The organism is Psychrobacter sp. M4 (assembly GCF_055699795.1).
This window is the reverse complement of the sequence record NZ_CM146740.1, coordinates 550,453-571,403: the sequence shown is the minus strand read 5'-3', so window position 1 is coordinate 571,403 and position 20,951 is coordinate 550,453. Positions and strand designations below refer to the sequence as shown.

General features: G+C 42.4%; 21 protein-coding genes. 7 read left to right on the top strand and 14 right to left on the bottom strand.

Translation table 11 applies throughout. The features are described 5' to 3' along the window. Positions 1–172 precede the first annotated feature (172 nt). Positions 173–1,699 (top strand): tRNA (N6-isopentenyl adenosine(37)-C2)-methylthiotransferase MiaB, encoded by a 1,527-nt coding sequence (gene miaB / locus ACR63N_RS02470; protein WP_472782408.1) that lies wholly within the window; start codon positions 173–175, stop codon positions 1,697–1,699. 38 nt (positions 1,700–1,737) lie between these two features. Here miaB and ACR63N_RS02465 read toward each other — a convergent pair whose 3' ends face one another. Beyond that, positions 1,738–2,379: a TroA family protein gene (locus ACR63N_RS02465; RefSeq protein ID WP_367106293.1), complete on the bottom strand. Its 642-nt coding sequence runs from the start codon at positions 2,377–2,379 to the stop codon at positions 1,738–1,740. Positions 2,380–2,410: 31 nt separating this feature from the next. Beyond that, positions 2,411–3,487, bottom strand: a complete 1,077-nt coding sequence (locus tag ACR63N_RS02460) for an RCC1 domain-containing protein (protein ID WP_367106292.1) — start codon at positions 3,485–3,487, stop codon at positions 2,411–2,413. On the opposite strand from ACR63N_RS02460, the gene ACR63N_RS02455 reads away from it, so the two are divergent. Next, a complete protein-coding gene (locus tag ACR63N_RS02455) occupies positions 3,486–3,668 on the top strand; it encodes a hypothetical protein (protein WP_367106291.1) in 183 nt (60 codons plus the stop codon). The genes ACR63N_RS02460 and ACR63N_RS02455 overlap by 2 nt on opposite strands. A 602-nt stretch (positions 3,669–4,270) precedes the next feature. Here the strand turns inward: ACR63N_RS02455 and ACR63N_RS02450 are convergent. The 4 genes from ACR63N_RS02450 to ACR63N_RS02435 form a co-directional block, all read right to left on the bottom strand. Then, positions 4,271–5,008, bottom strand: coding sequence for a LysE family translocator (locus tag ACR63N_RS02450; protein ID WP_367106290.1), 738 nt, complete (start codon positions 5,006–5,008; stop codon positions 4,271–4,273). A gap of 113 nt (positions 5,009–5,121) precedes the next feature. Beyond that, entirely contained in the window at positions 5,122–6,375 is a 1,254-nt protein-coding gene (argE, locus tag ACR63N_RS02445; protein ID WP_472782407.1) for an acetylornithine deacetylase, read from the bottom strand. Between the two features lie 23 nt (positions 6,376–6,398). Further along, positions 6,399–6,881, bottom strand: coding sequence for a nucleoside deaminase (locus ACR63N_RS02440; RefSeq protein WP_367108898.1), 483 nt, complete (start codon positions 6,879–6,881; stop codon positions 6,399–6,401). Between the two features lie 49 nt (positions 6,882–6,930). Next, positions 6,931–7,584 (bottom strand): UPF0149 family protein, encoded by a 654-nt coding sequence (locus tag ACR63N_RS02435; RefSeq protein ID WP_367105602.1) that lies wholly within the window; start codon positions 7,582–7,584, stop codon positions 6,931–6,933. Positions 7,585–7,826: 242 nt separating this feature from the next. On the opposite strand from ACR63N_RS02435, the gene ACR63N_RS02430 reads away from it, so the two are divergent. Next, positions 7,827–8,270 carry a hypothetical protein gene (locus ACR63N_RS02430; RefSeq protein ID WP_367105601.1) on the top strand — a complete coding sequence of 148 codons (444 nt, stop codon included), beginning with the start codon at positions 7,827–7,829 and terminating at the stop codon, positions 8,268–8,270. 101 nt (positions 8,271–8,371) lie between these two features. After that, positions 8,372–8,860 (top strand): cell division protein ZapA, encoded by a 489-nt coding sequence (locus tag ACR63N_RS02425; protein ID WP_367105600.1) that lies wholly within the window; start codon positions 8,372–8,374, stop codon positions 8,858–8,860. Positions 8,861–8,903: 43 nt separating this feature from the next. Here ACR63N_RS02425 and ACR63N_RS02420 read toward each other — a convergent pair whose 3' ends face one another. The 4 genes from ACR63N_RS02420 to ACR63N_RS02405 all read right to left on the bottom strand — a co-directional run bounded on the left by ACR63N_RS02420 (position 8,904) and on the right by ACR63N_RS02405 (position 13,114). Continuing rightward, complete coding sequence (locus ACR63N_RS02420; protein WP_367105599.1) at positions 8,904–9,185, bottom strand: hypothetical protein; 282 nt, start codon at positions 9,183–9,185, stop codon at positions 8,904–8,906. A 236-nt stretch (positions 9,186–9,421) separates the two neighbouring features. Then, positions 9,422–11,515: a glycine--tRNA ligase subunit beta gene (glyS, locus tag ACR63N_RS02415; protein WP_367105598.1), complete on the bottom strand. Its 2,094-nt coding sequence runs from the start codon at positions 11,513–11,515 to the stop codon at positions 9,422–9,424. Between the two features lie 9 nt (positions 11,516–11,524). Next, the gene (gene glyQ, locus ACR63N_RS02410) at positions 11,525–12,523 is read right to left on the bottom strand and encodes a glycine--tRNA ligase subunit alpha (RefSeq protein ID WP_472782406.1); all 999 of its coding nucleotides are present in this window, start codon (positions 12,521–12,523) and stop codon (positions 11,525–11,527) included. A 378-nt stretch (positions 12,524–12,901) separates the two neighbouring features. After that, positions 12,902–13,114, bottom strand: coding sequence for a PspC domain-containing protein (locus ACR63N_RS02405; protein WP_367106285.1), 213 nt, complete (start codon positions 13,112–13,114; stop codon positions 12,902–12,904). A gap of 334 nt (positions 13,115–13,448) precedes the next feature. Between ACR63N_RS02405 and nadR the strand changes: the two genes are divergently transcribed. From nadR to ACR63N_RS02390, 3 genes are all read left to right on the top strand, one after another. Next, entirely contained in the window at positions 13,449–14,510 is a 1,062-nt protein-coding gene (gene nadR / locus ACR63N_RS02400) for a multifunctional transcriptional regulator/nicotinamide-nucleotide adenylyltransferase/ribosylnicotinamide kinase NadR (protein WP_472782405.1), read from the top strand. Between the two features lie 38 nt (positions 14,511–14,548). Next, positions 14,549–15,301 carry a nicotinamide riboside transporter PnuC gene (gene pnuC / locus ACR63N_RS02395; RefSeq protein ID WP_367105595.1) on the top strand — a complete coding sequence of 251 codons (753 nt, stop codon included), beginning with the start codon at positions 14,549–14,551 and terminating at the stop codon, positions 15,299–15,301. A gap of 215 nt (positions 15,302–15,516) precedes the next feature. Then, entirely contained in the window at positions 15,517–15,975 is a 459-nt protein-coding gene (locus tag ACR63N_RS02390) for an Mpo1 family 2-hydroxy fatty acid dioxygenase (RefSeq protein ID WP_367105594.1), read from the top strand. 151 nt (positions 15,976–16,126) lie between these two features. Here ACR63N_RS02390 and ACR63N_RS02385 read toward each other — a convergent pair whose 3' ends face one another. From ACR63N_RS02385 to ACR63N_RS02370, 4 genes are all read right to left on the bottom strand, one after another. Then, positions 16,127–16,738 (bottom strand): nitroreductase family protein, encoded by a 612-nt coding sequence (locus ACR63N_RS02385; protein WP_367105593.1) that lies wholly within the window; start codon positions 16,736–16,738, stop codon positions 16,127–16,129. 208 nt (positions 16,739–16,946) lie between these two features. After that, positions 16,947–17,885, bottom strand: a complete 939-nt coding sequence (locus ACR63N_RS02380; protein ID WP_367105592.1) for a pirin family protein — start codon at positions 17,883–17,885, stop codon at positions 16,947–16,949. Positions 17,886–18,146: 261 nt separating this feature from the next. Then, positions 18,147–18,857 (bottom strand): pirin family protein, encoded by a 711-nt coding sequence (locus ACR63N_RS02375; protein ID WP_367106281.1) that lies wholly within the window; start codon positions 18,855–18,857, stop codon positions 18,147–18,149. Between the two features lie 193 nt (positions 18,858–19,050). Further along, the gene (locus ACR63N_RS02370; RefSeq protein WP_472782404.1) at positions 19,051–20,937 is read right to left on the bottom strand and encodes an amidohydrolase; all 1,887 of its coding nucleotides are present in this window, start codon (positions 20,935–20,937) and stop codon (positions 19,051–19,053) included. Between the last annotated feature and the right edge of the window lie 14 nt (positions 20,938–20,951).

Genomic DNA, 20,951 nt, shown 5'->3' with positions numbered 1-20,951 from the left:
AAATAATTGATAGTGTTATAAATAATTTGGCATTGCTATCGTAGCTAGTATACGCTAACTTTTCACTTTGGTAGATGGTTGTGATAAAATACGCCACGCATTAATGGCTTGTCGCCACTATATATTATATTGTTTGATAATATTATTGTTTTATAATCATGGACCTTAGCTTATGAGTGTTTCTGTATACCATCCTCGCATCGGTAATGATATCGATAACACAGATACTTTACTTACAACTCAGGCACTCAAAGAGCCAAGTTCTATATACTCAGTGCCTGCAAATTCAGTGCCTAATGCTGATTCATTAACCAAGTCAGTACAAACGGCTGCCAAAAAAGTCTTTATCACCACCCAAGGCTGTCAGATGAACGTTTATGACTCTGACAAGATGCTTGATGTCCTAGGTGACTCGCATGGTATGGAAGTGACTCATGATATTGATGAAGCTGATGTCCTACTCATGAATACTTGCTCTATCCGCGAAAAAGCGCAGGAAAAAGTATTTTCAGAGTTAGGACGCTGGCGTAAGCTCAAAGAAAAACGTCCTGATCTAGTGATTGGTGTCGGCGGCTGTGTGGCCTCGCAAGAAGGCGATAATATCCAAAAGCGCGCGCCTTATGTTGATATGATTTTTGGTCCGCAAACCTTGCATCGTCTGCCAGAGCTGTACGATCAATCTCATCAGCAACGTGATATTTTACCCAAAAACCGCATCGGCACTATCGACGTCTCTTTCCCTAGCATTGAAAAGTTTGATTTTTTGCCAGAGCCACGTGTTGAAGGCTACAAAGCCTTTGTCTCTATTATGGAGGGCTGCTCAAAGTATTGTTCATTTTGCGTGGTGCCTTATACGCGCGGTGAAGAGCTATCACGCCCGCTTGATGATGTGCTTGCAGAAATTGACAGTCTTGCCGAACAAGGCGTACGCGAGATTAACTTGCTTGGTCAAAACGTCAACGGCTATCGCGGCGAAAAAGACGATGGCAGTATTTGCCGCTTCGCTGAGCTGCTACACTACGTCTCGCATGTCGATGGTGTTGAACGTATTCGCTATACCACTAGCCACCCGTTAGAATTTACCGATGATATTATCGACGCTTATGCAAAACTGCCAGAGCTGGTGTCGCATTTACATCTGCCGGTACAAAGTGGCTCAAACGCTATACTTGCTGCGATGAAGCGTAACCATACCATTGACGTTTATATCAATCAGATCAATAAACTCAAAGCGGTGCGCCCCGATATTCATCTATCCAGCGACTTTATTATCGGCTTCCCGGGCGAGACTGATGAAGATTTTCAAGCGACACTCAATCTAGCAAAAGAGTTAAACTTTGATCACTCCTATAGCTTTATTTACTCCAAACGTCCGGGCACGCCGGCCTCAGAGCTGCCTGATGATGTCAGCTTCACTACTAAAAAGGCGCGCTTGGCAGAGTTCCAAAAAGTCATCATCGACTCTACCTTGCAAAAGACTCATGAGATGGTTGGTACTACAGCAAGAGTATTGGTTGAGCAAGTAGCCGATCGTCATCCAGAGTATCTGTTGGGTACCGCAGACAATACTCGTACCGTGATGTTCCCTTACGATGAGGAACAAATGAATGAGCTACTTGGCAAAGTCGTCAGCGTGCGCATTACTGACTTTGTCAGTCCGCATATGGTGAAAGGTGAGCTTATTAAGGTGTTAGCTTAAAAGACAAAGTACCAATACACAATTACGAAGCCTTGCGATTACCATAGGTTGATGTGGAGCTTGCAACACCCAACGATTTTGGCATAAAAGAAAAGCCGTTCGCTATTGATAGTGAACGGCTTTTTGCTCATATTCATAGCATTATCTAAAGACGCCTCTGCGGATAGATAACCTCCTAAGCTATGCCCTGTAGTAGTAATAATAGCGTCTTCGCCTAAGTTTTCTTGTGCTTTTACCTGATCTAAGAACGCTTGCATGGTTTCAATTTGATTTTCAGCTTTGCCCTCTAGACCAAGGCCAGCAATATCTGTATATAAGTCAGCGAGTGAAGAAATAACCTTATCTAAATTTTTAATATCAAATTGGGCTTCTGTACCGCGATTAGCTAGGACATAATTACCCGTCGCTTTTTCTTTAAACATAATGCCATCGTAGCCATCTACTTGAAAAATATCTGTCGGATCTATAGAAGATGGAAATTCGATACTGCCATCGTTATCTAAAGAGGAAGCGACAAAGTCAAAGCGGGACTGGATAAAGTCGGCCATTTCTTCGGACATTTTTGATTGACCATCTTCCCTTGTTAGTCCATCCCAAGATGTATCATTGTTTTTCATGTTTGTGTAGACCGCTCGAGCCAATAGTGCATGATAAAAAATATCTTTCATTGACTGTGACATAGTAATCTTCCTTGGTTTTAAATTTAATTAGTCATTTATTCGCGTGTGTGTTAAATAGTGATTTTTCAGGAGTAAGTAACTCTTCTTCAGTTAAATGCTCTTCACTTTGAACTTTTCCATTACCTTTTTTACCATGCCTATTATTGCCCCAGAACCAAGCATAGCCATCAACATCAATGAGACCATGAAAATTGTTTCCGCTAACAAATTCTTCAACATAAATATTATTCATAATTTCTATAGGATCAGTATAGTAATTCATTGAACTACCATTATTCGAACGGGAGGCATATGCTCCCCAAATAAATAGCTGACCATCCTTTGTGTTTGCTGCGTTATCACTAATAGCAACAATTTTACTTAAACCTTGTATTTTTGTTGGCGCTGTAAAATCCTTACTAGTTGTACCTTGTGCAGTTTCACCATTTATACTGTCTCCCCAACTATAGACAGAACCATCCTCTAGTAATACTATTCTGCCATTACCATCTGCTAAACTAACCACTTTATTCGGAAGCACTACTTTATTAGAAGAATAATAATGCTTCCCCATATCGTTTATCTGTGGTTCTGTACTTAGAATACCGGTTTGAGTCGGCCTTAATCCAATTGTGAATACTTGACCATTCTTATCTAGAGCTAATATTGAACCAATAGTTAAATCAACAGATACGATATTTTTTAGTCCAGCAATTTGAGTTGGCTTATCTAAATATTCAGATGTTTTACCATTGATTAAACCAAAGTTATTGCTACCTAAGGCATAGACATCACCATTTGTTAAAACAAATAGAGAGTTATCAGATCCAGCTACGATAGATGCTACATTACTAATGCCTCTGATCTGTCTCAACTCTTCAATAAACGTATTTTTGTCATCAGGGTCTATTTGACGCTCATTATTACTACCCCATCCCCATACCGTACCGTCTTCTCGCAACAACAACATATGACCACCACCACCTGATACAGCCACCGCATCATTGACGCCTTCAACTTGCCTTGGCGTTGGGTCTTGTCCTGTCTTAGTCTCTCGCAGTAGTCCACTCGTACCCCATGTCCACAGCGTGCCGTCGTCTTTTACTCCTGCACTCCATGAGCTGGTCATGGCGAGGCGCTTGGGTTCGATATTGATCTCAAGGGGCGTCTCTAGAGGTTCATCTGGCATGTTTGCTACAGGGTACTTGTCTTCGGTGATGGCTTTTATCTGTTCGATAGGGCTACTGTCACAGGCGGTGAGCACGGTCAAAGACAAGACTAAAACGGCTGTTGGTAATGTAGGTAGATAGTTACGATTAGTCCTATTATGAGTAAACATAGTTCTTCTTGTTGTTAATTGAATGGATGTTCTATATTTGCATAAGCAGCATGAGTTGACAAATTTTCGTGAAAAATCCTTAACCAGTTTAGAATAATAAGTATTATGATGTTTAAGATATTTTTTTACCAAAATAACCAGTGATCTTTTGCGGGATAATATATACTTCTACTTAATATTTAGCCGTTTTCTAACAAATGAAGTCTGCGATAGCTAACGTTTATAGATCAAAAGAAAAGCCGTTTGCTATTGATAGCGAACGGCTTGTTTATGAATATTATCTTTTAAATCCGTATCCATGCTACCGCAAGGTCTTTTAGCCCTGATTGCAGCGGTATCCTGCTGATGACAATGGCGTTGCAGACTGTGGCTGGGGGTGGTCGCTCGAATGATGGAACGCCGCCAGTCACGCTAGTCTGCACGCCATTGGTGAAGCAGATACAAGCGCAAAGCAGGATTAGCTCCAAACTATTTAGCTATAAATGAACGTTACGTATCTTTTGGAACCCAGCTCGAAAGTTAAATTTATACCACTCGTGTGCCGAGACACATAACCGTTTTATATTTATCTGACTACACAAATGTACGAGTAACCTCAGCCAATAAAGCAGCAGCAATTAATATAAAAATAACGCCACAAATACGGTTCAACCACATTAAACGATCACCAACATCAAGCCAGCCTGCCAATTGCTTTCCGCCAACCGTATACACTATCTGCCAAATGGTCTCACTGACAAACAATCCTAACGTTAATAATATATACTGCGGCCATAGCGGCGCATTAAAGTTAATGAATTTTGGGAAAAAGGCGGCGAAGAACAAAATAGCTTTGGGATTAGATAACGATACCCAGACGCCTGTACGAAATAAGATAAAGTCGCTAGGAATGGCTTTGACAGCGGCGCTCGATAACGTGCGCGGTTGAAGATTTTTTTGTTTAACATGAGGCGGGTTAAGCGTAGCGTAATAGTCTTCAGTGATTTCTGCATCCATAGCCCTAGCATCGTCCACTAAACTGGTCTTGCCAGTATCCCGCCATGATACAACCCCTAGATAAATTAAATATAGTGCTCCAATGGCTTTAATAATATCTAATAGCCAAGGTGACTGACGACTAATGGCATCTAGGCCAAGTAGTGTTGATAGTAAGAGAATAAATAACCCAAGACTTAAACCTGCTAGTGTCCATAGGGTACGCTTGACGCCATAGTTGAGACCATACTGAAAAGCCAGCAGCATATTGGGGCCTGGAGTTGCGGATATAAAAAAGGTACTAACAAAAAATACCGTAAATAAATGCCAAGACATCGACAACCCCTACTCTATTATTCAAAACTTTTTTCAAAAACTAGCTATTCAACGGTAAAACACCGCCATGTAGACGGTGTTTTTTATACTACTCAGCTTCAAGAATAACTGACTTACTCGCCAACTGTACAACTATCCAAAAGCTTCCTTAAGAACCCATCACAGCGCGCAATCTCGCTAAGTGCAACAAACTCATCCGCTTTGTGTGCCTGCTCGATGCTACCTGGGCCACAAATGATAGTTGGAATACCGCTATTGGTAAACTGTCCGCCTTCGGTGGCATAAGCAACTTTGTGGCGCTTGCTGTCACCTGTGAGCGCAGCTATTAACTGCTGCAATTCAGCACTATCACTATCGGTCATGGCAGGAACACTTTCTTCTTGAATCAGCTCAATACCAGTCTCCGGCGCGCGTTTCTGCATCTGCTTGGTTAAATCGGTAATTTTAGCTTTGATCGGCGTTATCACCTCTTCTTGATTCATGTGCGGCAAATTACGATAATCAAAAGTGAATTCGCATAGATTGGGTACAATGTTGGTCGCCGTCCCGCCTTGAATCGTACCGACCGATAGGGTGGAGTACGGCACATCAAACAAGTCGTCGTTATCCTCGCGCTGACTTATCTCTTCCGCTAAGTTATCAACATAACCGACCAAGCGACTAGCATAGCTGATGGCATTGACGCCTTGCTTAGTGAGCGATGAATGCGCCGATTTACCATGAACGCGGCAGCGATAAACAGCGATGCCTTTGTGCGCGACCACCATCGTCATATTGGTGGGCTCACCAACGATGCAATAGTCCGGCGTGATACCACGCGCCTTAATATCTGCTAAAATCAGTGGCGCGCCCAAACAGCCCACCTCTTCATCGAATGAAAAAGCAAGATGTAGCGGACGGTTAAGCTTACCTGCCTTAGATAATTGTACGGCTTTTGGCAGCATTGTCAGCGTACAGGCAATAAAACCTTTCATATCACAAGCACCGCGTCCATATAGTTTATCGCCGCGAATTATCGCGCTAAACGGCTCGGACGACCAGTCTTGGCCATCGACAGGTACCACGTCAGTATGACCTGAGAGTACAAGACCGCCATTTACGGCATCGCTGTTTTTTCCGGCTGGTACCGTGACAAACAGATTGGCTTTGTTTTTCGTCTCGTTAAAGGTCAAATCTACGCTCAAACCTAGCTGCTCACAATACCCTTGCACATCTTCAATAAGTGCCAAGTTTGAATGGCGGCTGACCGTATCAAAACCAATCAAACGTGTCAGCCAATCGATACTTTGCGTAGGATAATGGCTATCAGAGGCGAGCATATTTTCATTACTATTATTAGTATCATTATTGCTGATCGTTATTGTCATGAGATATCCTTAGCCTATCGACTTTAGCTGTTTTTGACTGAACGTTGTTGTAGTGCTTTTACTTCTTGGTCTAAACCCTCTACTGGCCCATCAACAGAGACATTTGGTGCCACTTCTTGAATAGATAAAGCATTAATAGAGAGGGGCGACTCTACGCCCATATCCGCCATCCACTCGCCGAGTTGCTTAGCAGAGCTGACATAAACGATGCGTCCAAGGCCAGCCAAACCATGCGCCGCTGAACACATAGCACAGTGCTCACCTGAAGTATAAACGGTAGCCTTTGCTCGCGCCTCCTCACTCATATTTTTAGCCGCCCAGCGCGCAAGGGCGATCTCGGGATGATAAGTCACCGCCACACTATTAATACGATTGCGGTCTTCATGGAGCACTTTGCCGTCACCTGCAACCAGCACACTACCAAACGGCGCATCGCCTGCTTCTAGCGCCTCGCTTGCCAGCTCCACGCAGCGGCGTAAATGTTTCATATCAGTATCAGTTATCATGGTTACCCTCCTTAACTTAGCATTATTCTTTTAGCATTTCTTAATTACTTTATGATGGATTATTCTGGTTCATTACATCAACCACTGGCGGCATAGGTTTGGACAATTTGCCCTCTTCTTGTCGCTCTTTGGTCGTTTTGGCATCAATGGGTAGGCCCGCTATCAAAGCCAGCTCTTTAATAGATTTGCGCGTACGCGTAGCAAAGCTTACTGGCACCATACGCGCAAATTCATAAATATATAGATATGACTCTTCGCCGCCCTCATAATCTTCATCCTCTTCTAGACGAATCGCGCCGATCTTGGCAAGGTCTGTTAACATCTCATTTTCATCGCTACTTAGGCTACAATCAGTAATACCAAAGCCGGTCATAAAACCGTTCGCCCATTGTTTCAATGCTATTACCCGCTCGTATAAATCATGCTCATCATCGGGCACCAGAGGCGTGTAGGCATAAGCATCATCTTTATCTTTAAGCTGAAACACGGTGTCTTCCGCCTCTTCTGTGAGCAACGTTAATGCTTCATCCGGCAGAGGCGCAAAGCTTAACTCCTCAAGTACCGTCGCCCAGCCTGCCTCATCTGGCGCATGGCAAGCGGTCATAAGTCCGGTCATAAAGCCATGCAGCTCACTGATACTTATATCCGTCCAATCGCTAATGGCAGCAGACCACGTATTCCATCCTGAGATATTGTCATTCATAATAGTTATCCTAATAGTAGTGGGTACTTAAATGGGTACTTAAATAGTTATTGATTGGTAGTCACCTGAGAATATAGTGTTGTAATGGTCACTATAATAGTAAATCCTAAGACAAAAAATAAAAAACAAAGGTCAATTCTTGCAATTACTCTGTTGATATAGCTATTATGCGGTCACCTATGGCATTATTAAACATAATGAAAAAATTCATATTCACCTGCAACCTTTAAGGATAAAAATAAATGATGTACGATCAACTTAAAGTCTTAGAAAAAACGATAATCGATATCAAAAAAAAGTATCAACTGGTAAATGATGAGCTCAATAGCCTTAAACAAAAGCCTAATACTGATCCAAAAGAATTAGCAGCGCTCAAAACTCAGCTTAGTAACTATAGAAATGAGCATGATAGTGCTAAAAAACAACTGGGCGACTTGGATAAGCGCTATCAAAATCTAGCTGAAGCGCATCATATGATCGGTGAGGAACAAGACAAGCTACATAAACAACTGGCTGATTTGCAGCGAAAAAATAGTGAACTACAACAGCATAACGACCAGTTAAAGCAGCAAAACCATGATATCAAGCAACAAAACCATGACTTGCAAGAAAAAAACCAGCTGGCTGCTGAACGAACTCAAGTGGTGTTAAAACGCTTAACCCGTATAGATCAGATGGAAGGCTAAGCTTGGCACACACTCTTTGATTAAGCATGCCTTTACAATACTTCTTGACTGTTAACCACACTATTTAATCATTTTCACGACGTTACCTAGTAGGATTTATTATGACCGACAATAACAGCAGCTCCGCTCAAAACGATAAATCATCGTCAGCGCAAAACCCAAATACAAACATGCCTAAAAGTAAAGATAATACGCAATCAACTACGGTACAAACCATAGCGCCTAGTCGTTCAGTTGATGATGCTGTTAATGTCAGTGCTAGCAATACCGGTAAAAAATCTGCGACCGCTTCTAAGCCGCAAATGAAAAAAGTCGATATTGTTATCGCTGGGGTAACTTATCAGATTTATTGTCCTGTAGATGAAGAGGCAGAGCTGCGCTCGGCGGTCTATTATATCAATAACTTTTTGCTCGATATCAAAAAGGACGCACCAGGCTTGAGCCAAGAGAACCTGCTAGTACTTTGCTGTTTAAACTTATACGAAAAAATTCATACTAACGACAAAACCAATGCTACCAATAAGCAGCAGAGTAAACAGGCAGAAGAGTTACTCAGTAAAATTATGCAAGACGCCAAGTCTATACTGTAACTTGTATTAGTAAAACGTATTAATAATAGCAAATAAGGCGCTGTTACTGATACGTTTTACCAGCGTGAAAATCAGCTTGATGTTCATAGTTACAAAAAAACAGCTCATTGTTGGCAGGTTCTTTGTCGGCAGCAGTATCAATAGAGCGGTTTTCAACGACCCCGCGATACTCAGCCAAATGGTTGCCACAAAAGTTGCATTGGCGCAGGGTAGTTACATCGCCCTCTTTTGGCATCATGCTCTTTGGCGCGCGTGGATACATAAACTTATAAAAGCCCCACATGCAGATCCAAATAATGATGATAGTAACAATAACAGCAAACACAGCTATGCTCCTTTGAATAAAGATTGTCTATCTAGATATACAACACGAAGTTTACTGCAAAATTTACTATGGGCACAGGTATTACTGTATTAATTACCTCTTTATCTAGCTAAATGCAGCTATCTAACTGAATTTTATATACTCAGTATACAATCATATGCGCATCAAAAAACTGGCTATCAAGGCCAGTTTTTTAATTATATTTTGAAAAATGAGGCGTGGTGTTGAACAAAGCTTTATAACTGTAGCTCACTAATATCAGCCACCGTCAGAAACAACGCCCGAACTTGCTTAAGCAGCGCCAAGCGATTAGATTGCAGCGCAGCATCCTCGCTATTGACCATCACACTTTCAAAAAACTGGGTGAGCGGCTCATCTAAGCTTGCCAATGTTTGCAAGACTTGAGTGTAATTAGCTTTTTCAAGTAGCGGTGCAATATCTGATTGAGCCTGACGGACAGCATCATATAACGCTTGCTCAGCTGATTCTGACAACAGCGTCTCATCAACTTTATCTGCAACTTGACCTTCTGATTTGGCTAAAATGTTTGCCACACGCTTATTAGATTCTGCCAGCTTTTGGGCTTGCGGCAGCTCACTAAAAGCTTGTACCGCGCGAATGCGCTGATCAAAATCAAGCGGCATATGCGGATTGATAGCTTGTACTGCTTGAATGGTATCGACATCTACACCTTGCTCGGTATACATGGCTCGATAACGTGAGTTCAAAAACGCCATCACTTGCGTAAAGGTATCGCCCATCTTAGCAATTTTACTACCGCTATCATCGCTGTAGTTTTTGATAGCTTGCTCGACTAGCGCAACCAAATTAATAGGCAGCTGCTTTTCGATCAAAATACGCAAAATACCAATCGCTGAACGGCGCAAACTAAACGGGTCTTTGGAACCTGTTGGTGCTTGATCGATAGCGAAAATACCTACTAACGTATCCAACCGATCCGCTAGCGCTAAGCAAATACCGATTGGTGTTTGCGGCAGTACATCACCGCTAAATTTAGGCAAATACTGCTCTTCTAAGCTAGCAGCAACCGCTTCAGGCTCGCCGTTTAGACGCGCGTAGTAAGTCCCAGCGATACCTTGCAATTCAGGATATTCGCCAACCAGTGAGCTTGCCAAGTCCGCTTTAGAAAGCATAGCGGCACGTACGGTCTCATCAATATCAATCTGCTGGCCTTGCTGCTGCATAAGGGTGGCAATAAAAGCGGCAAGCTTAGCGATACGCTCCGATTTCTCCCAGATGGTACCCAGCTGATCTTGAAACACGCGTGTTTTTAAGCTCTCAGTCAGTGCAGATAAGGGCTGCTTTTGATCATGCAAAAAGAAAAACTCAGCGTCAGCCAGACGCGGACGCACTACCTTCTCATTACCTTCAATAATTTGATTGGGGTCTTTGGACTCAATATTGGTAATAAAAATAAAGTACGGTTGCAGCTTGCCATCTTTATCCGTTAAACAAAAATATTTTTGATCCGCTTGCATGGTTGAGATCAGTGCTTCTTGTGGCACTTGCAAGAATCGCGGCTCAAAGCTTGCGCGCAGAGCAATAGGCAGATCAACTAAGGCGGTCACCTCATCTAGCAAGTCTTGTGGCATGATCTCATCAGCATTAACCTCATCTGCTAAGGCTTTGACTTGGTTTTTGATCAGCATTTGACGCTTATCAAAGTCAGCGATAACTTTGATGTCTTTTAAAAGTGACTCATAACTATCAGCGTGATCAATAGTATGATATTCAGGGCTATGGAAGCGATGTCCGCGCGTCTGCTGACCCGTTTGATGACCTTGGATCGTCGCATCAATCACAGTATCGTCTTGCATCAATACCGCCCACTGGACCGGACGCACGAACTCATCGCGGCTCGTACCTGAACGCATACGTTTGGCAATAGGCAGATTATCAAGTGCCGTCTGAAAGATCTCCGGTAGCAGCTCAATTGTCGCCTGACCATGAATGGTTTGCTCAAAGCCAACATAATCACCTTTATCGGTATTAATGGTGATAAGCTCGCTTGGCTCAATACCTAAACCCTTGGCAAAGCCCATGGCAGCGCGGGTCGGATTACCATCAGCATCAAAGGCCGCTTTGATCGCAGGACCACGTTTTTGTTCACTACGATCAGGCTGCTTATCGCTAATACCTTCAATTTGCAGAGCCAAACGGCGCGGCGCAGCATACGCTTTTATGCTATCAAAGTTGATATCAGCCTCGTTTAGCTGGTCAGTAACGCTTGCTTGCAAGGCATCACGTAACGGTTTTAGACTCTTTGGAGGCAGCTCTTCACACCCCAACTCAAATAAAATAGTACTCATGGGATGCTCCTATTTCTCATTGTTGTTTTTAGTTGACTGGTTTTGACCAGCATGCTCAGTTACCGTCTCATCGTCTTTCGGCAGATACTTATCTAGCGCCGCTTGGCGATGCGCCTCTTCTGCAAGAGGGAAACCTAGTTTGGCACGCGCTTCAACATAACCAAACGCTACTTTGCGCGCTAATGTGCGTACGCGCAAAATAAAGCGCTGGCGTTCAGTAACTGAAATGGCTCCACGAGCATCAAGCAAGTTAAAAGCATGTGAGGCTTTGAGCACCATCTCATAAGCGGGCAATGGCAATCCAGCAGCCACAAGCTTATCTGCCTGCTGTTCATAAAAATCAAACAAATCACCCATCATGGGTACATCAGCGTGCTCAAAATTATAAGTCGACTGCTCGACCTCGTTTTGATGAAACACATCGCCATAAGTGACGCGGCCAAATTCGCCATCCGCCCAAACTAGATCGTAAACACTATCGACGCCTTGCACGTACATGGCTAAACGCTCAAGACCATAAGTAATCTCGCCCGTGACCGGAAAACACTCAATACCGCCTACCTGCTGAAAGTAGGTAAACTGCGTCACCTCCATACCATTAAGCCAAATCTCCCAACCCAGCCCCCATGCGCCAAGCGTCGGCGACTCCCAATTATCTTCAACAAAACGCACATCATGAACTAAAGGATCAATACCAATCGCTTTTAATGAGTCGAGATATAACTCTTGGATATTAGGCGGATTAGGCTTGAGTACCACTTGAAACTGATAGTAATGCTGCAAGCGATTAGGGTTATCACCATAACGTCCATCGGTGGGACGGCGTGAAGGTTGTACATAAGCGGCATTCCAGCGCTCAGGACCTAATGAGCGTAAAAAAGTAGCGGTATGAAAAGTACCTGCCCCTACTTCCATGTCATAAGGTTGCAAGACTACGCAGCCTTTTGATGCCCAATAGTTCTGTAGAGTTAGAATTAAATCTTGAAAAGTCATCGGTTGAGAGCTCATAAAAAAATCACTATAGAATTAAAGGTATTGGATTGAACGTAAACGGTGTTCAAGTTAGCGTCTATACGCGCATTTAACGGCCTATCTATTTGTTTGCTCACCTTACTAAAAAAAGGGGGTTTTAGCTATATTTACCGCAACTAAATTTCTTTTTTCAACAAAACATCTTTATAGACATCTCAATGGTAGATAGCTTGACTGTAAACTTAGGTTTAAAATGGAAGTGAGAATCAAAATCTAGACTCTAATTTTACAAAAAAATACCCAGATGGATTAGCATCTGGGCAGGAGGAAAGGTCTATTCTCAGTATCCTGTTTATACAGGCTTTTTGTTTTCTATGTCTTACTGTTTTAGTTATCTGCTCTACTTATTTGTCGTTACTGGTAGGACTCAGCGGTAGCTTTTGGCATAACTAACCATAATATAATGTAAATAAGAATACCGGGTACAGCTACACTTAATGAAGATATAATGAAAAACAGTATGCGCACCCATGTTGGTGACCATCCTACATATTCAGCAATACCACCCATGACGCCTGCTATAATGCGATGATTCTGCGAGCGATGTAGCTTTGCTAATTTAGCCAAATGTTATACCTCTCTTTTATAATATTTCTAATTAATGTTAAGTTAATTTAAGTAAATACCTTTATCAACTTACATTTATAGCTATTAACTTAATTTATGACCAATTATAGCAAATATACCTTTGTTGTCTGTTGACTGTTTGGATGTACTCTGTGAACTTATGCTACCTGAACTTACCAGAACCTATCGGATTTATAGTGTAACTCCCTGATTTTAAATGAATATTTCAAAATGTTTCAGAATTCATTTTGTTGCTCTTATCTTACAGTTACTCTACGCAGACTTTGCTACCTTTTTTAGTAGAACCATTAAAAAATTATTTTTGAGGAAAATTATGTACGATAACGGACTGATGATCGGACATTTCGAGCCGCTGCATTTAGGACAAATGCGTAGTATTTTAGATGCTTCAGGACAAGCAAAGAGTTTACATATCGTCGTCACTAAGCACCCCAATCCGCATGCTGACTTCTATATTACCTTGCAAGATAAAGCACGCTGGCTACAGATGGCTTGCGCTGAGCTGCCCTTTATTCATATTTATACCACTGACGAGATTGATCTGCCGTTACATGAGAGTTTCGATCATGTTGTTATTGATATTGCTGCTAGTAATGCTAAATTGCAGCAAATATCTACTGAATTAAACCTACCTGCAGATGCGGTACTATTTATAGCTGATAATCATCCTCTAACATCGAGTCAAACGCAAGCAAAGCTAAGCATGGATATTGTCACAACCCCATTGCATCCTGAGTTTGATTCTTATGCGATTGCGCACAATCCAGTGGCACATTGGTCAGCCATTCATCCAGAGGCACGCGGCGACTATACTAAGACTGTCGCTATCGTTGGCGGTGAAAGCTCGGGTAAGACAACTTTGGTACACAAACTAGCCAATTATTATGGCGCAACTTTTGCACTGGAGATGGGACGGCTTTATGTCGGAACAGACTTAGGCGGTAGTGAAATAGGTTTACAATATAGTGATTATGCACCGATTGCGCTTGATCATGCTGAGTCAATGCGCATAGCTACTCTTAATGCGACAGCACCTGTGACTATCATTGATACCGACTTTGTGACTACCCAAGCATTCTGTGAAGAATATGAAGGACGCATACATCCCTTTGTCAGTGCCTGTATTGATGAATTTCGCGCCGACTTTACTATTATGCTTGATAACAATACACCATGGGTTGATGATGGTATGCGCTCGTTGGGCGATCCTGAAGCACGGGGACGTTTTGAGCAGCGCCTGCTGGACATCTTTGCCCGTCACGACATTGAGCCGCACCTAATTGATGAGCCGGACTACGATGCACGCTACAGACAAGCTCTCGCTTTTATTAATAAAAATGTCTATAACCAACAGCCAAACCATACCGAAAAATAAAACTATTGTAAGTTTAAAACTTTAAGGAAAACAGCGTTATGCGCATTCAGCTATTGGATAATATTACCGGCAAATGGTCAATGCAATGGATCGTCATTTGGTTTATTTGCGGGGTAGCAGCCCTAAGTGCCGGTTTTTGGCTGACTACAGAACATAAGGGACTTGATATCTTCTATTTAGGAGTGTCTTTTATTGGTCTAATCTGTGTGGTGTCTTTATCGTTTCGTAAAAACATTATGGGAAATGGCTTTGGTATGGCGGCCACCTCCGGAGAGGTTGTTGTGCAAGCTACGGCAGGCTCGGTTGGTCTGATGCTTGCGCCACTGTTTAACTTTTTTACCCATCTTTATGGTATTTTTTATTGGTCAAAACACACCGATCCTGATGGCGATATGGTGCCCAAGTCAGCCAACAAATGGGTTTGGCTGATCACCCTCACTTTTATGGTCATCGGCTTGGCTTTATTCCCAACCGTCAATGCTTTGCTGGCAGACTATGGCTACGCTGTAGTCGAAGATGATAATAGTAAGTTTTTAGGCTTCATCTCTTTTTTTTGGATTAACGTGATCGCTTTCATATTATCCATTACCGCGCAGGCGGCGATGATTTTGCGTTACTCGTTTAACTGGTGGTTATGGATTATCTCCAACTTTGTCTGGTTGACAGTTAACTTAATGTCCGGTAATTATATTTTTGCTATTCAGACTATGGTCTATCAGGTCAACTCTTTTGTGGGTCTGTATGAGTGGTATCGTAGCGAGCGCAATGCTATAGAAATGCCTGCTCAATAAGCTGATAAATGGACAGCTATGAGTAATAACAATTGCTATTGAAACAATAGCTTATGACTGCATAGTTTACTAGAAAGCATAGTAGATCACTGCAAATAATGCTAAAACTAGTAATAATAATAAACTGTTTTAATCTTACTTTTAATTATTTAACGTTATTAGCGTAGAGTGCTTTTTAAGCATCCGTCGAATTAAAAACTAACAAGGAGGTTAGTATGTCTCGCAATTCTCAACCGCGTCTATCTAAACGTACTCTTGAGCAATGGCTGAGTGAATACTCTGTCAGTCATCAAAACTCAATCAATAAAAAAATTCACTGGCTATGCGTTCCTACTATTTTTGTTAGTATCTTAGGGATGGGCATGTCTTTGTCGGTATGGATTACTCTAGTTTTAAGTGCCTTGGTACTCATCTTTTATATGCAGCTCTCAACGCCACTATTTCTTGCAATGGGCATTTTTATCTTGATTTGTCTTGCTGTTATGGCTGCAATGCCTTGGGGGTTTAAAGCTTGGGCCAGTGTATTTGTCATCGCTTGGATTGGACAATTTATCGGTCATAAGATTGAAGGTAAAAAACCATCGTTTTTTGAAGATCTGCAGTTTTTATTAATTGGTCCTGCTTGGGTGGCTAACAATTTCTTGAGTAATAAAGACAAGCAAGCGGTCGCCTAAATAAGATTGAAAAAACTATTAAGGTTAGAAGAACTAGTTTTCGTCCTTTAGCTTCTAGATAATCGTAATCAACGGCATGAAAAAGCGCCAGCCTATGATCTATAGACTAGCGCTTTTTTGTTATGAGTTTTTGAAACCTATCTGATAAATCTTATTTACCAAATACTTTCATACGCTCATCTACTGGTTTGAATTCTTTGTCGCCTGCTGGCTGCTCAATGCTACCGAATACCATTTGCGCGTTTAATTCCCAATGCTCATCAATGTTCCAAGTGCTAGCCACTTCTTTATCGATGATTGGATTATAATGCTGTAAGTTGGCGCCAATGTCGATACTGGCAAGTGCTGTCCAGATTTCGTACTGGTGCATTGCGCTAGTTTGATGCGCCCAGACTGGGAACTTATCAGCATACAGAGGTGCAGCAGCTTGCATGTCTCTAACTACGCTATGATCTTCAAAGAACATGACCGTACCAGCACCTGCTCTAAAGCCATCAAGCTTTTGTTTGGTTGCTGCAAATTGCTCTTCGTCATTAACGATACTACGTAATTTGTCTTCAGTGATGTCCCATAACTTCTTGTGATCATCGCCAAACAATACCACGATACGAGCTGATTGCGAGTTAAACGCTGATGGTACATGCAATACCGCATGCTCAACAAGTTTTACAATTTCGTCGTTCGATACGGGTAAGTTGCTACCTAAAGCATAAATAGAGCGGCGTTTTTCAACAAGTTTTTTTAGCGTTTGTAGATCTGACATAATTCTTCTCCAAATGATTAATGGTTATAAACGGTAAGGTTTGACTTAAAACAATAAGTCGTACTAATTTATTCCAAGCTAAGTCAATCTGCTCTATTATAAAAAATATAGCTCAGACCAACAGCTTTATTTTGTAATAAAATTTAATTCACATTACTAGCTTTACAAAATTTCTAAACAATACTGTCTGTAAAGATAGTCTTTCGAGCTAACCTTTAAACCCTTCAGGCAACTCCGGCGCAGGTAGACGTTTCATATCAGAGTCCACATTACCAAAGCGTTCATGACCATTATTCCAGTCAATGATAGATTGTTCGATCTCTTCTTTATTATCCGCAACAAAGTTCCACCATAGCAGTACTTGATTGTTTAAGGGCTCACCGCCGATAAACATAACGCGCGTGCCTTTTTTGGCAACCAGCTTGATGCTTTCGTTATTTGCCACATCGCTATCATGAAAGCGCAACAACTGATCTTGTGGACAGACTTTACCTTCAGACTCAATCTCACCTTCTGAAACTAAAATACCGTACTCGAACCCTGGCTCCAAGGTCAGTGTAACCTCGCCATCTTCCTTCCAATACACGTCGATACCAACCATCTTTGAGTATTGAATGGTAGGTGCCTCATATTTTTTACCTGAGACTGTGGTGTAACTGCCTGTAGTCAAGATCATCTCGACATTGTCCTCTTCCCAAGTAGGAAGCTCTGGATAATGATGAAAGCCACGTTCGATTTTCTGATCAGTAGGTAGTGCGATCCACAGCTGTACCATGCTCAGTGCGCGCGCAGCATCAGCTGAGCCGCCTGTATCTGGAAACACGCTTTGTTCAGTATGACTAATACCTTGCTCAAGACCCGTGCCAGCAGTCATTACATTGACTTGATTCTTGGTGATGACCTGCTCGTTACCTAAACTGTCTTTATGCAGTACTTCGCCATTGAGCATCCAGCTAAAGGTTTGCAAATTGGTATGCGGATGACGACCAACTTGCATACCTGACTCACCCTCACCAAATTCGGCAGGACCAGCATGATCCAAAAAGCACCAAGCGCCAATAGGCTTTTTGCCAGTATTTGGCAGCAAACGGGCGATAGGAATACCGCCCACATCAGCTAAACGTGGTTCTAAAATTTCGATAGACATAATTGACCTCTTTTCTATATAAGATGAAGTTTATTAAGTAATATTTATAGTTAAGTGACGACTATTAATAAATTATAGACTAATAAGAACCGGATTTGGGTAATTAAAATTAACTACTATTTATTATTTAAGTAACTATTTAAGTAACTTTTATTTTAAGTCTTTTTCTATTTAATAACCCAAACTCTGGCCTCTTTCAACCTAGCCTATAAGAGCCGATAGATCCAAATAATTACTATAATTTCTTCAGCCTACCCGCCTTTATTGAACCGGTACTTCCATAACCAATACTCTAGTGTCCTCTTCTACATCCATCGTAAAGTTTTTGGTATCGACAATACCTAAACCATCACGGGTATCTAGTGTTTTGCCATTGATCGTCACTTTACCGCTAATAACGAAAACATAAACGCCATTATTAGGATCGTTTAGCTGATAAGTTTGAGTGACGCCTTTGTCAAAATCGCCCATATTGAACCAAGCGTTTTGATGAATCCACACTCCAGCATCATCTGGGTTTGGCGATAGTACTTGATTGAACTCGTTGTGCTTCATATCTTCGTCTATACGTATTTGCTGATAGCGCGGAGTGACACCACCTTTATTGGGTATGACCCAAATCTGCAAAAACTTGACAGGCTCATTGTTATCAGCATTCATCTCGCTATGAGTGATACCTGTACCTGCTGACATCACTTGGATCTCGCCGGTCTCAATAATACCGTTATTACCGATATCATCGCCATGACCAAGCTTACCCGATAGTGGAATACTAATGATTTCCATATCACGGTGCGAGTGCTTACCAAAGCCCTGACCGGCGATCACTTGGTCGTCGTTGATGACGCGCAGAGCACCAAAGCCCATACGTTCAGGATTATGATAATTCGCAAAGCTAAAAGTGTGACGGCTTTTAAGCCAGCCGTGGTTGGCATCGCCGCGAGAATCTGCTGCATGATAAATAGTTTGCATAGTATTTCCTTTATTAATTAGGTTGTCTGAAACAATATAGCTATTATAATTGTTAAGTATGGATAGATAAACCTACCTAATAGTAAATAACTATTCTCTTTTCAAGAACAATACATGAAATAAAAACCCGCTAAAATAATTTTAACGGGTTTGAACTTTATTCATTTTAACTATACATCACATCGATGAAAATTTAAACCGCCCAGCAAGAGCAGCCAAAGGCACCAAAGAAGTCTTTGAAGTTAGAGACTGGTGCTTTGGATGTCCAAGCTTTGGCATGGTTATGCCCGTGCAAAGTACAAGCGCTCGCGCAGCCACAAGCCATCGCGGCTTGATTCATTAGCGGCTCTAAGGAATTTTTGCCAGCACCTTCAGGCTCGCCCCAAGCGCCGTAACCGCCGTATTGATTTACCGGCGACCAGTCTGGCATCGCAGGCGGTAGCGGCGTGTCATAATCAGAGAATTCGCCATCGGCATAAACGACTTTACCGCCAACTACGGTCATGTTGGAAGTCAAATAAGGAATCTCATTTTCAGCCACTTTAAAGAAGTCCTTACTTGGCACGATGAAGTCAGCCAAATGCCCGACTTCAATGCGGCCACGCTCACCGACTTGATTAGAGAACCAAGCGACTTTTTCAGTCCACATCCGTAGCGCTGTTTCGCGATCGACTAAGTTGTTCTGATCATAAAGCTTCATACCACCAACGGTTTTACCAGTGATCAGCCAGGCAAGCGATACCCATGGATTATAAGAGGCGACGCGGGTTGCATCGGTACCGGCTGACACATTGACACCGCTATCGAGCATTTGCTTAACCGGCGGCGTATGAGCGGCCGCAGCAGTACCATAACGCTCAGCAAAATACTCGCCCTGATACGCCATGCGATGCTGCACCGCAATTCCGCCGCCAAGCCCAGCAATACGGTCAATGTTGCGCTGTGAGATGGTTTCTGCATGGTCAAAGAACCAGTTAAGGCCATCAATAGGCATATCTCTATTGACCTTTTCAAACACGTTTAGTGAGCGCTCAATAGTCTCATCATAAGTGGCATGCATACGCCAAGGCCACTTATTTTGTACCAAGATACGGATAACCTCTTCGAGATCACCTTCCATCTCAGGCGGCATCTCGGGACGCGGCTGACGAAAATCTTCAAAGTCAGCGGCAGAGAATACTAGCATTTCACCGGCACCATTATGACGGAAATAATCATCGCCCTGCTTATAGTTGGTAGTTTGCGTCCATCTCAAGAAGTCTTCTTTTTCTTCTTTGGGCTTTTGGGTGAATAAATTATAAGCCATGCGCACGGTCAGCTGGTTATCATCGTTCAGCTTTTGCACTACCTCATAATCATCAGGGAAGTTTTGTGAACCGCCGCCGGCATCAATGATACCAGTCACGCCCAAGCGATTAAGCTCACGCATAAAGTGACGAGTTGAATTGACTTGATAATCAAAAGGCAGCTTTGGCCCTTTGGCTAAAGTGGCATAAAGAATAGTGGCATTCGGCTGAGCGATAAGCAGACCCGTTGGATTGCCATTGACATCGCGCTGAATCTCACCGCCTGGCGGCTCTGGAGTGTCCTTGGTATATCCTACAGTGCGCAGAGCCGCAGCGTTTAATAAGGCGCGATCATATAGGTGCAGAATAAAGACTGGCGTATCAGGTGAGATGGCATTGATCTCATCCAAAGTTGGCAAGCGCTTTTCTACAAACTGATTCTCCGTAAAACCACCAACGACACGTACCCACTGCGGTGAAGGGGTTTTATCCACTTGCGCTTTGAGCATAGCCATAGCATCGGCAAGCGAGCGCACTCCATCCCATCGTAGCTCCATATTATAATTCAAACCACCGCGAATAACATGCGTGTAATTATCAAATAATCCCGGTATTACACTGCGACTATTAAGATTAATCAGCTTCGTGTTTTCGCCTGCTAGCGCGCGGACATCTTTATCATTGCCGACAGCGATGAAACGGTCATCTTTGATAGCAACAGCGCTTGCACTCGGTTTGTTAGGATCAAGGGTAGTCATATTGCCGTTATAATAAATAATATCAGGGCTTGTCATTATTTTATCCTTGT